The organism is Franconibacter daqui (assembly GCF_014644275.1).
GTDB lineage: Bacteria > Pseudomonadota > Gammaproteobacteria > Enterobacterales > Enterobacteriaceae > Franconibacter > Franconibacter pulveris.
The window spans coordinates 187,096-200,226 of the sequence record NZ_BMKJ01000003.1 but is presented as its reverse complement, the minus strand read 5'-3'; the positions used below and the strand labels follow the sequence as shown (position 1 = coordinate 200,226).

Below are 13,131 nucleotides of genomic sequence, written 5' to 3'. Positions count from 1 at the left end.
GCCTTTTTAATTTCAATTTATTACCTATTTTATGAGGGTTTATGGGTAACACCACACTGGCAAATCCGGCTCCTCTGGGCCTTATGGGCTTTGGTATGACGACCATTCTGCTCAATCTGCATAATATCGGCCTGTTCCCGCTGGATGGCATTATCCTGGCGATGGGCATTTTCTATGGCGGCATCGCGCAAATCTTTGCCGGCCTGCTGGAATATAAAAAAGGCAATACCTTCGGCTTAACCGCCTTTACCTCTTACGGCTCTTTTTGGCTGACGCTGGTCGCTATCCTGCTGCTGCCGAAGCTCGGCCTGGCGGAAGCGGCGAACGGCCACTTCCTTGGCGTTTATCTTGGCGTCTGGGGCGTGTTTACGCTGTTTATGTTCTTCGGCACCCTGCAAGGCGCGCGCGTGCTGCAATTTGTTTTCCTGAGCCTGACGGTGCTTTTCGCGCTGCTGGCGGCAGGTCATCTGCTGGATAACGAAGGCATTGTGCGCGTGGCAGGCTGGATTGGTCTCATCTGCGGCGCCAGCGCCATCTACCTGGCGATGGGCGAAGTGCTGAACGAGCAGTACGGCCGCACTGTATTGCCGATTGGCGAACGCCATGAAGCTTCAAACGCCGCGATGACCGCTCTGGCGCAGTAATACGAAAAGCCCACCCGCACGGTGGGCTTTTTTCTCTCTGTAATAGATCAGATATGCGCTGGCGAGCTTTCAGAAACGCTATCCGGCTGATGAATATCCTGACGCAGCCAGATCCCAACCCCCAGCCCCAGCAGCGCCAGAGCAAGCACATACCAGGCCGGCGCCATCGGCGATACGTTCATCAGCAGCGTCACCAGAATCGGCGTCAGGCCGCCAAAAATAGCGTATGCCACGTTATAAGAGAACGAAATGCCGGTGAAACGAACCTCCGCCGGGAAAGCGCGCACCATCACATAAGGCACCGCGCCGACTACGCCAACGCTGAATCCGACCAGCCCATAAAGCGGGAATAAGTAAGCGGGATTGCCTGCCGTCAGGTGATAGAAGAGCCAGCTGCATACCGCCAGCAGCAGGCTGCCCGCGATAAAGGTTTTACTCGCCCCTACGCGATCCACAACTGTCCCTGCCGCCAGGCATCCCAGCGTCAACATAACGGTAGCGAGGCTGTTGGCCTGCAGAGTCAATGCCGGCGCGATGCCCAGTTGCTTTTGCAGCCAGACAGGAGACATCAGGATAACCACGACAATGCCTGCGGAAAGCAGCCAGGTCAGCAGCATAGATACCACCACCGCTTTCCTGTGATTCACCACCACCGCTTTTAACGGCAGCTCTTCCGCCAGCGCTTTACGCTGCTGCATCTCGATAAAAACAGGCGTTTCCTGCAGCCAGCGGCGCAGGTACATCGCGACCAGACCAAACGCGCCGCCGAGCAGGAAGGGGATACGCCAGCCGCCGTCATGGATCGTTTGCTGAGTCATGCTGGTGTTAATAAGCGTGGCGACCACTGAACCGAGCAGAATACCTACCGTCAGCCCCGCCGTCAGCGTGCCACAGGCGATGCCGATACGCTTAGCGGGTACGTGCTCCGCGACAAAAACCCAGGCGCCAGGCACTTCGCCGCCAATGGCCGCGCCTTGCAATACCCGCATTAACAGCAGCAACAACGGCGCAGCGATGCCCAATGAGGCGTAAGTCGGCAGCAAACCGATAGCCAGCGTAGGCACCGCCATTAATAAAATGCTGAGCGTGAACATCTTTTTGCGGCCGACCAGGTCGCCAAAATGCGCCATGATGATGCCGCCCAGCGGTCGCGCCAGATAGCCTGCCGCGAAAATACCGAAGGTCTGCACCTGGCGCAGCCATTCAGGAATATCCGCAGGAAAGAAGAGCTCGCCTACCACGGCGGCAAAGAAAACGAAGATGATGAAGTCATAAAACTCCAGCGCGCCGCCAAGAGCGGCAAGCGTCAGGGTCTTATAATCCTGTCGATTGAGAGGTCGCGTGTGTTCTGACATAAGAAAGCCGTTTGTAAAGAGAATTGTTAGAATTAATTTACGACGAAGCCGTAAACCTATCCTTACTATAACGGCATAAATACTTCACGCCAGAGCGTTCTGGCGTTTATCTTATAATCAAAAAATAATCAGGATTTAATTTCACGTATCGCGTTTTTAGGGCGAAAAGCCGCTACCACTTGCGGGTCAGTTTCAATATAAGGCCCATCGAGAAGCTGTATGCAATACGGTACGCTGGCAAAAATGCCCGGCACTACGACTTCACCGTTTTCCTGCTTTAGCCCTTCGAGCGTCTCTTTAATCGATTTCGGCTGGCCCGGCAGGTTAAGAATCAACGCCTGTTTACGAATGACGCCCACCTGACGTGAAAGGATAGCGGTAGGGACGAAGCGCAGGCTTATCTGGCGCATCTGTTCGCCGAAGCCCGGCATTTCGCGGTCGGCGACGGCAAGCGTGGCGTCTGGCGTCACATCGCGGCGCGCGGGGCCGGTGCCGCCGGTAGTCAGCACCAGATGACAGCCCATTTCATCCACCAGCTCGCATAAGGTTTGCTCGATAAGCGGCTGCTCGTCGGGAATAAGGCGGGTTTCAATAACAAACGGCGTGGTCAGCGCCTGCGCGAGCCACTCCTGCAAGGCGGGAATGCCTTTATCCTGGTAAACGCCGCTGGAGGCGCGATCAGAGATGGAAACTAAGCCGATGCGTAACGTGTTCATATCAATTCCGAAAACAGATTCACTTTGCGAAATGATACACGCGAGCGGGGTAAAGCGGGAAGAAACGTGGCCGGAATGCCCGGCCACGGAGGGATTACAGCAGCGCTTCGACCATTTTTTCCAGTTTTTCCTGGTCGACGGCGAACTTGCGGATACCGTCCGCCAGTTTGTCTACCGCCATCGGATCCTGGTTATGCTGCCACAGGAACTCAGACTCGGTGATGCGCTCCGGACGCGCTTTTACGTCGCCAGAGTAAGCAAGCTTGCGCTCCACAGCACCTTCGCTTTCCGCCAGCTCTTTAAGGAGCGCCGGAGCGATAGTCAGACGATCGCAACCTGCCAGCTCAAGGATTTCGCCTGTGTTGCGGAAGCTTGCGCCCATCACCACGGTTTCATAACCGTGCTGCTTGTAGTACTGGTAGATTTCGCTGACGGAAACCACGCCCGGATCTTCCTGCGGCGCATACTCTTTTTTGTCCGTATTGGTTTTGTACCAGTCGAGGATACGGCCTACGAACGGGGAAATCAGGAACACGCCCGCTTCAGCGCAAGCACGCGCCTGCGCGAAGGAGAAGAGCAGCGTCAGGTTACAGTTGATGCCCTCTTTTTCCAGCTGCTCCGCCGCGCGGATACCCTGCCAGGTCGAGGCCAGCTTGATCAGGATGCGGTCATTGCTGATGCCAGCATCGTTATAAAGTTTGATCAGACGCTTGGCTTTGGCGATGCTGCCTTCAGTGTCATAAGAGAGACGCGCATCCACTTCGGTAGAGATACGGCCCGGGATGAGCTTAAGAATTTCCAGACCAATATTTACCGCCAGCTTGTCGGTCGCGTCCACAACCTGCTGCGCACGGTCGCTGCTCTGGCTTTTCGCCCAGGTCACAGCGTCATCAATCAACTTGCGGTACTCAGGAATTTGCGCGGCGTTAAGGATCAGAGAAGGGTTGGTGGTGGCATCCTGCGGCTGATACAGCTTCATTGCCGCGATGTCTCCAGTGTCAGCCACTACGGTGGTGAACTGACGAAGGGAGGTCAATTTATCCGTCATGATAATGTTTCTCTTAAAACTTCGTGTTAGGGAGATGTAACCGGCCTGCGCTGATGATAACACGAGACACTTTCAGCGCAACCGGGGCAAGCGGGCCTGGCCGCTGTGGTAAACTGCGCTGGCCTGTTCGTTGTCAGTCCCGGCGGCACAGAGAACAGCATGCCAGCACCGGACAAGGCCAGACGGCGGCAAGAGGGAAATGAATGTCAGATTTTCTGTATTTTATCAGCGATATACTCTGGGGTTCGGTGATGATTTACCTGCTGCCTGGGGCAGGAATCTGGTTCACCTTTCGCACTGGCGGGATTCAGTTCCGTTATCTTCGCCATTTCGCGAAAAGCCTGCGCAGAAGCGTAACTCCCGCCACCGATGGGCTAACCTCCTTCCAGGCTCTTTGCACCAGTCTCGCCGCCCGCGTCAGTAGCGGCAATATCGCAGGCGTGGCGATAGCCATCGCCACGGGCGGGCCGGGGGCCGTGTTCTGGATGTGGGTAACGGCTCTTGTGGGTATGGCGACCTCTTTCGCCGAATGTTCTCTGGCGCAGCTCTATAAAGGGCGAGACGCGAGCGGGCGCTTTCGCGGCGGCCCCGCCTGGTACATGGAGCGCGGTCTCGGCATGCGCTGGATGGGCGTCTTGTTCTCTATTTTCCTGCTTATCGCCTTTGGCCTGGTTTTTAATGCCGTACAGGCAAACTCGCTCACCCTTGCCCTGAACCATGCCTTCAATGCCCCTAAATGGTTTATCGCTGTGGTGCTGGTAGCCGCCACGCTGCTGGTTATTCTGCGAGGCATGAAAGGCGTGGCCCGCTTTTCGCAGTGGGTTATGCCCATAACGGGGGGCGCATGGGCGCTGACCGCCGCTATTGTCGTGCTGCTGAATTTGCCCCGCCTGCCTGACGTAGTAGCGCTGATTTTCAAAAGCGCGTTCGGCTGGCACGAAGCGGCCTCCGGCGCGCTCGCCTGGACCCTGAGCCAGGCAATAACCAGCGGCTTTCAGCGCGGCATGTTTTCGAATGAAGCGGGAATGGGCTCCACGCCGAATGCAGCGGCGGCCGCCGCATCATGGCCCCCTCATCCCGCTGCGCAGGGCATCGTCCAGATGATTGGCGTGTTTATCGATACGGTGATTATCTGTTCCGCTACGGCGGCTATTGTGTTGCTCTCCGGCGCGCAGGAGCAAACCAGCGCCTCTTACGATGGCATCATGCTCACGCAGCAGGCGCTCGCCACGCTTGCAGGCAGCTGGGCCTCCGGCTACGTCGCCATTATTGTGATGTTCTTTGCCTTTACCTCGATTGTGGCGAATTACGCCTATGCCGAAAATAACCTGCTGTTTTTGACCCGCAGCACGCCGCTGCGCCTGTGGCTGCTTCGCGCAGGTACGCTGTCGATGGTGCTTTTCGGTACGTTCGCTACCTTCCCCACCGTCTGGCAACTGGCTGATATCGCTATGGCGCTGCTGGCGATAACCAATCTCATCGCCATTTTGCTGCTTTCACCCGTCGTTAAGCTGATTGCGGATGATTACCTGCGCCAGCGCAAGCTTGGCATAAAACCTGTTTTTGACGTCAGACGCTATCCCGATATCGAAAGACAACTGGAGGCGGACAGCTGGAAGGATCTGCCCCGTGAATGAGCGGTTTTCAATCACACCTATTGGTCACTCCGGCGACGTTTTTTGGTAAAGTTCGGGGAAATTTCGAGAAGGAAAAGAGATGCTGATTCTTATTTCACCCGCCAAAACCCTGGATTACCAGAGCCCGCTCGCAACGCAGCGCTTTACGCAGCCGGAACTGCTGGACCATTCACAACAGTTAATCGATGTGGCGCGCCGCCTTTCTGATGCAGAGATAGCGGACCTGATGAGCATCAGCAGCAAGCTTGCGGCGCTTAACGCGACCCGCTTCCACGACTGGCACCCGGACTTCACGCCGGAAAACGCCCGTCAGGCGATCCTCGCGTTTAAGGGCGATGTTTACACCGGGCTTGAGGCGGAAACCTTCAGCGAAGCGGATTTCGATTTCGCTCAGCAGTATCTGCGCATGCTCTCCGGCCTCTACGGCGTGCTGCGCCCGCTCGATCTAATGCAACCCTACCGCCTGGAAATGGGCACTCGCCTGGAGAACGCCCGCGGCAAAGATCTCTACAGCTTCTGGGGCGAGACGATCACCCATAAGCTTAACGAAGCTATCGCCGCGCAGGGCGACAATATCGTTATCAATCTGGCTTCCGATGAGTATTTCAAAGCGGTGAAGCCTGGCAAGCTGAACGCGGAAATCATCAAGCCCGTGTTCCTGGATGAGAAAAATGGCAAGTTTAAGGTGATCAGTTTCTACGCCAAAAAAGCGCGCGGGCTAATGAGCCGTTTTATTATCGAAAAACGGCTGACGAAGCCGGAGCAATTGCAGGATTTCAACAGCGAAGGCTATTTCTTTGACGACGCGGCGTCCGGACCGACAGAGCTGGTCTTTAAGCGCCACGAGCAATAACAAAAACGCCAGCTTAAGCTGGCGTTTTTTATTAGTGATGATGACGTCCATGGTCATCACGACCTTCAAAGCGCGGGCCCGGGCGATGGTCGCGTCCGTGCGGCTGCCAGTGTTTGTCGCGCCACTCGTAGTGTTTGTTCCACCAGCCGCGGTCGCGCCAGTGCCCGCCGTCCCAGTAATTACCGTGGTTGTCCTGGTCGCCAATGTGCAGTTTTACAGCAGGCAGCAGCGTAATCTCAGACGCCTGCGCCGCGAACGGAGCCACCATTATTACGGTTAACGCCAGAATCATTGATTTCAACATAGGTCACTCCTCACAACATCATTACCCTGAATGGGTCGATGGGGAGAGCTTATGCCGAACGCGCGCCATGCGTTAGTCTCTGCAATCCTAATTGCTAAGTTAGCGCATTTATTGGGAATTTCTGCTTTTTTCCTGCCAGATTCCTGCCGATTTTCTTCACAGTTGGCGGTAAAAAAAACAAAAAAAGGAGAGGCCTGGCCTCTCCCTGAAGGGTTACTGCGCCTTGCTCATCATCAGCTCGCGCAGCGCGGCGAAATCCGCCGGCAGGTTATGTGAGAGCAGCTCCAGCCCGGCGCGCTCCGCCAGCGCCTGCGGCAGCGTCAGCGTTTCGCCCAGCACCGCTTCCACGCTCTCGCTGAACTTCGCCGGATGCGCGGTGCCGAGGAACAGCCCATATTCGCCCGGGTGCAGCTGGTCGCGCAGCGCGCGGTATGCCACCGCTGCGTGCGGCTCTGAAACGTACCCTTTCGTTTGCAGCTCACGCATGGTGGCTTTCGTGGTTTCGTCGTCGATAGCCGCCACGCCCAGATCTTTCAGACGCCAGTTTTTACGACGGAACAGCTCCTCCACGCGCGGCCAGTTGTTCGGCTGGCTGACGTCCATGGCGTTGGAAAGCGTGGCGACGGTAAGGTTTGGCGACCACTCGCCGTTTTGCAGAAAACGCGGCACCGTGTCGTTAGCATTGGTGGCGGCGATGAAGCGTTTCACCGGCAACCCCAGCGCTTTAGCGAGCAGCCCCGCCGTTAAGTCGCCGAAGTTGCCGCTCGGCACAGACACCACCAGCTGATTGCGCGCTTCCTGCGGCAGTTGCGCCACCGCTTCGAAGTAGTAGCAAATCTGCGCCAGCAGGCGGCTGATGTTAATGGAGTTCGCCGAGTTAAGCCCCAGCTTCTGCTTCAGCTCTTCATCATCAAACGCCTGTTTTACCAGCGCCTGGCAGGCGTCGAAATCGCCGTCGATGGCCACGGTTTCAATGTTGCCGCCAAGCGTACAAAACAGCTTCTCCTGCAGCGGGCTGATTTTGCCGCGCGGGTAAAGGATAACAACGCGCACGTTTTTCAGGCCATAGAAGGCGTGGGCCACAGCCGCGCCGGTATCGCCGGAGGTGGCGGTAAGAATGGTGACCGGTTTATCGCCGCTAATGTGCGCCAGCATCTGCGCCATAAAGCGCCCGCCGAAATCTTTAAACGCCAGCGTCGGGCCGTGGAACAGCTCCAGGCAACCAATATCTTCTTCAACCGGCTTCACTGGCGCCGGGAAGGTAAATGCCTTGCGCACGCGCTCTTCCAGAATCTCTTGCGGAATTTCGTCGCCGATAAACGCAGAGAGGATCTTGCTGCTGCGCTCGACGAAATCGAGCTCCAGCATGGCGTCGATATCCGTCAGGCTGAATTCCGGCAGGTCGTGCGGAAAGAAGAGCCCCTGATTTTTGCCAAGGCCCTGCGTGACGGCCTGTGCGAAGGAGACCTGCTCGTTATGATCTTTAAGGTTATAGAGTTTCATTTTTTATCCCAGTACTCGTGCGCCCGCCGTGTCGAGACGGCAAATATGTACAAAGCCTTCCTGATTTTGCAGATAGTGTTGGCCCAGCCACTCCGCCACGCGCTGCGCGGTTTCCGGTTTATCGCAGACGGCGAAAAGCGTGGGTCCGGATCCGGAGATGCCGCACGCCAGCGCGCCAGTCTCCATCGCCGCCTGGCGCGCCTCGCCAAAGCCTGGCAGCAACTTCGTGCGATACGGCTCGGCGATAACGTCCTGCATCAGTTTCGCGGCAAGCGCAGGCTGACGCGTATGACAGGCGTGAATGAAGCCCGCCAGATGACGGCCGTGAGCAATGCAGTCCTGGCGGCGATACTGCGCCGGAAGAATGGCCCGCGCTTCGGCGGTGGAAACCTTAATTCCCGGATAAGCCAGCACCCATAACCACTCCTCAAAGCCTGGCACGGACTGGCTGATAATGCCGTTTTCCTCAATCATCAGCTGCATGCCGCCAAGAAAACAAGGCGCGACGTTGTCGTAATGCACACTGCCGGAAATACGCCCTTCCAGCTCGCCCATCAGCAGCAATAACCGCGAGTCGCTAAGCGGCTTGCCGCAATATTCGTTCATCGCCACCAGCGCCGCGACCACAGAACAGGCGCTGGAGCCAAGCCCGGAACCGATAGGCATATTTTTCTCAAGCGTCATCGTAACCAGCACCGTTTTGCCAAGTTCCTGACAGAAACGCTCCCAGCACTGCCAGACGATATTTTCCCGGGGCTCCGTTGGCAGCTTATCGGCGAAGCGGCCAAGGTTTTGCACGCTGAAGCGATCTGCCGCTTCTACCGTAACGTAATCACCAAGCAGCGCACCATCCACCGGCGTCACCGCCGCGCCCAGCACGTCAAAGCCGACGCTCATGTTCGCGCTGGAAGCGGGGGCATAAACTTTAACCATATTAGACTCCTAACTTCCATGAGAGCGTACGCAGCAGGTCAGCGAATACGCCCGCCGCCGTCACGTCATTCCCTGCGCCATAGCCGCGCAGCACCAGCGGCAACGGCTGATAATAACGGCTGTAAAAGGCCAGCGCGTTCTCGCCGTTTTTCACTTTATAGAGCGGATCGTTGCCGTCCACGGCGGCAATCTTCACGCGGCAGACGCCGTCTTCTTCAATATTGCCGACATAACGCAACACTTTGCCTTCGTCGCGGGCCTGCGCCACGCGAGCGGAAAACTCGTCATCCAGTTGCGCCAGGCGCGCCATAAAGCTTGCCACGTCGCCGGAAGCATCGAAGCTTTGCGGCAACACCGACTCCACCACAATATCGGAAAGCTCAAGGTGGCGTCCCGTTTCTCGCGCCAGGATAAGCAGCTTGCGCGCCACATCCATGCCAGAGAGATCGTCACGCGGGTCCGGTTCGGTGTAACCCATTTCACGTGCAATGCCGGTCGCCTCCGACAGGCTCATGCCTTCATCCAGCTTGCCGAAAATGAAAGAGAGCGAACCCGACAGGATGCCGGAGAAGCGCTGCAATTCATCGCCCGCGTTGAGCAGGTTTTGCAGGTTCTCAATGACAGGCAACCCGGCGCCGACGTTAGTGTCGTAAAGGAACTTACGGCGCGATTTTGCCGCCGCGTGGCGCAACTGATGGTAATACGCCATCGAAGAGGTATTCGCTTTTTTGTTCGGCGTGACGACATGAAACCCTTCGCGAAGGAAATCAGCGTACTGGTCGGCAACCGTCTGGTTGGAAGTACAGTCGACAATCACCGGGTTCAGCAGATGATACTCTTTCACCAGGCGAATCAGGCGGCCCAGATTAAACGGCTCTTTCGCTTCCGCCAGTTCCGCACGCCAGTTTTCCAGATCGAGACCATGCACATTGGTGAGCAGCGCTTTTGAGTTGGCTACGCCGCAGACTCGCAGGTCAATATGCTTCTGCTTAAGCCAGGCCTGCTGACGTTTCACCTGTTCCAGCAGCGCGCCGCCCACGCCGCCAACGCCGATAACAAAGACTTCAATCACCTGGTCGGTATTAAAGAGCATCTGGTGCGTTACGCGCACGCCGGTGGTGGCGTCGTCGTTATTAACCACGACAGAAATAGAGCGCTCGGAGGAGCCCTGGGCAATCGCGACGATATTAATATTAGCGCGAGCGAGGGCGGCGAAGAACTTCGCGGAAATGCCACGCAGCGTGCGCATGCCGTCGCCTACAGCAGAAATAATCGCCAGACGCTCCATGATGGAAAGCGGCTCCAGCAGCCCCTCTTTCAGCTCCAGATAAAACTCCTCTTCCAGCGCCTTACGCGCCCGCACGCTATCGCTTTGCGGTACGCAGAAGCTGATGCTGTATTCCGAAGAAGATTGGGTAATGAGCACGACGGAAATGCCCGCGCTGGACATCGCGGCGAAGACGCGCGCCGCCATGCCGGGCATGCCTTTCATGCCGGGACCGGAGACGTTAAACATCGCCATGTTATTCAGGTTGCTGATGCCTTTTACCGGCAGGCCATCTTCGTCACTGGTCGCGCCAATCAGCGTGCCTGGCGCTTGCGGGTTACCGGTGTTTTTAATCAGGCAAGGGATCTGGAACTGGGCGATGGGGGAAATGGTGCGGGGGTGAAGCACTTTGGCGCCGAAGTAAGAGAGCTCCATCGCCTCCTGATAAGACATGGATTTCAGCAGCCTGGCGTCCGGCACCTGACGCGGGTCGCAGGTATAAACGCCATCCACGTCGGTCCAGATTTCACAACAGTCGGCGCGCAGGCAAGCGGCCAGCACGGCGGCGGAGTAATCAGAGCCGTTACGGCCCAGCACGACCAGTTCCCCTTTGTCATTGCCAGCAGTAAAGCCCGCCATCAGGATCATATGATCCGCAGGGATTTTACTGGCGGCGATGCGGCGGGTTGATTCGCCAATATCGACGGTAGATTCAAGGTAATGCCCCACGGCGAGCAGTTTTTCGACCGGGTCGATAACCGAAACTTTATGGCCTCGCGCTTCCAGCAACCCCGCCATGATAGCGATGGAAAGCTTTTCGCCCCGGCAGATAAGCGCGGCGTTGATACTGTCCGGGCACTGCCCCAACAGGCTGATGCCGTGCAAAACGTGTTTGATTTGAGCGAATTCCTGGTCGACCACCGCCTTCAGACGAGCCAGCGGAAACCCAGGCTGCGCTTCGGCAAGGCCGTTAAGCAGATCGGCAAAAATATGTTCAGCGTCGTTGATGTTCGGCAGTGCATCCTGGCCGCTAATGGTTTTTTCAATCATCGCCACCAGATGGTTAGTAATTTTCGCCGGGGCAGAGAGCACGGTCGCCACCTGCCCCTGTCTGGCATTACTTTCCAGAATATCGGCAACGCGCAGAAACCGCTGCGCGTTCGCCACTGATGTACCGCCAAATTTCAACACTCGCATGGTGGATCCTCTTGATTTTTGGTCGAAAAAAAAGCCCGCACTGTTCAGGTGCGGGCTTTTTTCAGTATTTCCTGTACGCGTCAGCCCGCACCGTTACCTGTGGTAATGGTGGTGGTAATAATTGTGGTAATCAGGCTGATGCGAATCATGGATGTTGTGTGCTCTTAATCAGGACTTTCTTGTGTTAGTGCTCTATTGGTTAAAGTATTGGCTGCGGCAAGTCAATGAATATTTCATTTACGCACCGGTCGTAAATATCCGCCGTTGCGCTGCCTTACCGTCTCCTTTCATCCTGTTCCGTTGTCATTGGCTACGCTTATCCAGCATATAAAACCAATACAGAAAACTTATAAGGCGTTTTATCCGGCGAGCTTTTTTTCAATATCATGCAGCAATCTGTGCAACATTGCGGTGTCGCGTTGCTCAAGCAGCCCAAGACGCTGTTGAACCCAGTCGGCCATTTTTACATCATCCGCCACTTCAAGACGCGTAAGCAGATCGTTCATTCGCTGGCGCAAAGCCTGCAGCTGATGATTGTCGGCGTGTTGCGCTTTAACCGACGCCGTTTGCATTAACGAGGTTAACTGATAACAGTAGACCATCACCGCCTGGCCCAGATTCAGCGACGGGTAATCCGCGACCATCGGCACGCCGGTGAGCATATCCGCCAGCGCCAGTTCTTCATTGGTTAGCCCCGAATCTTCGCGACCAAACACCAGCGCCAGCGTATTCATCCACTGCGCTTTTTCCGCTAAAACAGGCAAAAGCGCCTGCGGGGTGGCATAGTAATGAAACCGGGCCCGGCTGCGGGCCGTGGTGGCGACGGTAAAATCCACATCGGCCAGCGCCTGCTCAAGCGTTTCAAATTCTTTAATATTATCAATGATATCTCCCGCTCCGTGCGCAACTATACGGGCTGCTGGCTCCCGGTGCGCTTCGCTTGCGACGATGCGCAACTCGGTAAACCCCATGGTTTTCATCGCGCGGGCGGCCGCGCCAATATTTTCAGCCCTGGCGGGAGAGACCAGGATTACAGGCAAACGCATAAGCTTTCTCAATTTCAGGTTAACAGGTCAGAAAGACAGCACAGGTCACATAATACGCAGCGCAAATTTACATTAGATCAACATAAACGGGCGAATCGGTGCCTTATTAATCATAAATAGTTTTGATACTTCATTCAAAAAAACGCGGCGTATAAACCCGGCATTTTGTTGTTATCCTTTTGTTTATTATAGATAAAATGACTGCAATACGGCAATTTTATTAGATCGCGAATTGTTTATTAATTATTTGGCGCAACGGCCTGAGATATTAAGAGAATGTAATTAAAGTCAGGAATACGCTACGATGATTTCATTGAACTGTTAACGTGCTACAATTGAATTTGATATATGTCAACGAAGCGTAGTTTTATTTGGTGTCGGCAGCGTCTCAACCTGTTATGTTGCTGTTAAAGTGGTTAGGATGTCAGCCGTTTTTGACACCGTCGGGTCCAGAGGGAAAGTACCCACGACCAAGCTAATGATGTTGTTGACGTTGATGGAAAGTGCATCAAGAACGCAATTACGTACTTTAGTCACATTAGGCCGGACATGTTAATTCGGGACATGTACCAGGCAGGTCAGGGACTTTTGTACTTCCTGTTTCGATTTAGTTGGCAATTTTAGGTAG

The 13,131-nt window shown here is 55.7% G+C and carries 13 protein-coding genes and 1 other annotated feature; of the genes, 3 read left to right on the top strand and 10 right to left on the bottom strand.

What is annotated here, in order from left to right; all coding sequences use genetic code 11:
- Positions 1–41: 41 nt before the first annotated feature.
- Positions 42–644 carry an acetate uptake transporter gene (satP, locus tag IEX01_RS13175; protein ID WP_024556378.1) on the top strand — a complete coding sequence of 201 codons (603 nt, stop codon included), beginning with the start codon at positions 42–44 and terminating at the stop codon, positions 642–644.
- 47 nt (positions 645–691) lie between these two features.
- Here the strand turns inward: satP and IEX01_RS13170 are convergent, their stop codons facing one another.
- The 3 genes from IEX01_RS13170 to tal all read right to left on the bottom strand — a co-directional run bounded on the left by IEX01_RS13170 (position 692) and on the right by tal (position 3,763).
- Entirely contained in the window at positions 692–1,999 is a 1,308-nt protein-coding gene (locus IEX01_RS13170; RefSeq protein WP_024556379.1) for an MFS transporter, read from the bottom strand.
- 128 nt (positions 2,000–2,127) lie between these two features.
- Complete coding sequence (gene mog, locus IEX01_RS13165; RefSeq protein WP_024556380.1) at positions 2,128–2,715, bottom strand: molybdopterin adenylyltransferase; 588 nt, start codon at positions 2,713–2,715, stop codon at positions 2,128–2,130.
- Between the two features lie 94 nt (positions 2,716–2,809).
- Entirely contained in the window at positions 2,810–3,763 is a 954-nt protein-coding gene (gene tal / locus IEX01_RS13160) for a transaldolase (protein WP_188724009.1), read from the bottom strand.
- 203 nt (positions 3,764–3,966) lie between these two features.
- Here tal and IEX01_RS13155 point away from each other — a divergent pair, with 203 nt between their 5' ends.
- Together IEX01_RS13155 and yaaA are read left to right on the top strand one after the other, a co-directional pair.
- A complete protein-coding gene (locus tag IEX01_RS13155) occupies positions 3,967–5,400 on the top strand; it encodes an alanine/glycine:cation symporter family protein (protein WP_188724008.1) in 1,434 nt (477 codons plus the stop codon).
- A 79-nt stretch (positions 5,401–5,479) separates the two neighbouring features.
- A complete protein-coding gene (yaaA, locus tag IEX01_RS13150) occupies positions 5,480–6,253 on the top strand; it encodes a peroxide stress protein YaaA (RefSeq protein WP_188724007.1) in 774 nt (257 codons plus the stop codon).
- Positions 6,254–6,284: 31 nt separating this feature from the next.
- Here the strand turns inward: yaaA and IEX01_RS13145 are convergent, their stop codons facing one another.
- The 7 genes from IEX01_RS13145 to yjjY form a co-directional block, all read right to left on the bottom strand.
- Complete coding sequence (locus IEX01_RS13145; protein WP_188724006.1) at positions 6,285–6,557, bottom strand: DUF2502 domain-containing protein; 273 nt, start codon at positions 6,555–6,557, stop codon at positions 6,285–6,287.
- 213 nt (positions 6,558–6,770) lie between these two features.
- Entirely contained in the window at positions 6,771–8,060 is a 1,290-nt protein-coding gene (gene thrC / locus IEX01_RS13140) for a threonine synthase (protein WP_024556385.1), read from the bottom strand.
- A gap of 3 nt (positions 8,061–8,063) precedes the next feature.
- Positions 8,064–8,993 (bottom strand): homoserine kinase, encoded by a 930-nt coding sequence (gene thrB / locus IEX01_RS13135; protein WP_188724005.1) that lies wholly within the window; start codon positions 8,991–8,993, stop codon positions 8,064–8,066.
- Position 8,994: 1 nt separating this feature from the next.
- Positions 8,995–11,457: a bifunctional aspartate kinase/homoserine dehydrogenase I gene (gene thrA / locus IEX01_RS13130; RefSeq protein WP_188724004.1), complete on the bottom strand. Its 2,463-nt coding sequence runs from the start codon at positions 11,455–11,457 to the stop codon at positions 8,995–8,997.
- Between the two features lie 24 nt (positions 11,458–11,481).
- Positions 11,482–11,599, bottom strand: a sequence feature (Thr leader region).
- Positions 11,538–11,606, bottom strand: coding sequence for a thr operon leader peptide (gene thrL, locus IEX01_RS13125; RefSeq protein WP_071788444.1), 69 nt, complete (start codon positions 11,604–11,606; stop codon positions 11,538–11,540). (Overlaps the previous feature by 62 nt.)
- A 210-nt stretch (positions 11,607–11,816) precedes the next feature.
- Positions 11,817–12,503: a tRNA/rRNA methyltransferase gene (locus tag IEX01_RS13120; RefSeq protein WP_188724003.1), complete on the bottom strand. Its 687-nt coding sequence runs from the start codon at positions 12,501–12,503 to the stop codon at positions 11,817–11,819.
- 396 nt (positions 12,504–12,899) lie between these two features.
- A complete protein-coding gene (gene yjjY, locus IEX01_RS13115) occupies positions 12,900–13,040 on the bottom strand; it encodes a YjjY family protein (RefSeq protein ID WP_049293858.1) in 141 nt (46 codons plus the stop codon).
- Positions 13,041–13,131 lie beyond the last annotated feature (91 nt).

Coding starts and splice junctions, on each gene's coding strand:
- IEX01_RS13170 (WP_024556379.1), bottom strand. CDS start 1,999: ATGTCAGAACACACGCGACCTCTCAATCGACAGGATTATAAGACCCTG.
- mog (WP_024556380.1), bottom strand. CDS start 2,715: ATGAACACGTTACGCATCGGCTTAGTTTCCATCTCTGATCGCGCCTCC.
- yaaA (WP_188724007.1), top strand. CDS start 5,480: ATGCTGATTCTTATTTCACCCGCCAAAACCCTGGATTACCAGAGCCCG.
- IEX01_RS13145 (WP_188724006.1), bottom strand. CDS start 6,557: ATGTTGAAATCAATGATTCTGGCGTTAACCGTAATAATGGTGGCTCCG.
- thrB (WP_188724005.1), bottom strand. CDS start 8,993: ATGGTTAAAGTTTATGCCCCCGCTTCCAGCGCGAACATGAGCGTCGGC.
- thrC (WP_024556385.1), bottom strand. CDS start 8,060: ATGAAACTCTATAACCTTAAAGATCATAACGAGCAGGTCTCCTTCGCA.
- IEX01_RS13120 (WP_188724003.1), bottom strand. CDS start 12,503: ATGCGTTTGCCTGTAATCCTGGTCTCTCCCGCCAGGGCTGAAAATATT.
- tal (WP_188724009.1), bottom strand. CDS start 3,763: ATGACGGATAAATTGACCTCCCTTCGTCAGTTCACCACCGTAGTGGCT.
- IEX01_RS13155 (WP_188724008.1), top strand. CDS start 3,967: ATGTCAGATTTTCTGTATTTTATCAGCGATATACTCTGGGGTTCGGTG.
- satP (WP_024556378.1), top strand. CDS start 42: ATGGGTAACACCACACTGGCAAATCCGGCTCCTCTGGGCCTTATGGGC.
- thrA (WP_188724004.1), bottom strand. CDS start 11,457: ATGCGAGTGTTGAAATTTGGCGGTACATCAGTGGCGAACGCGCAGCGG.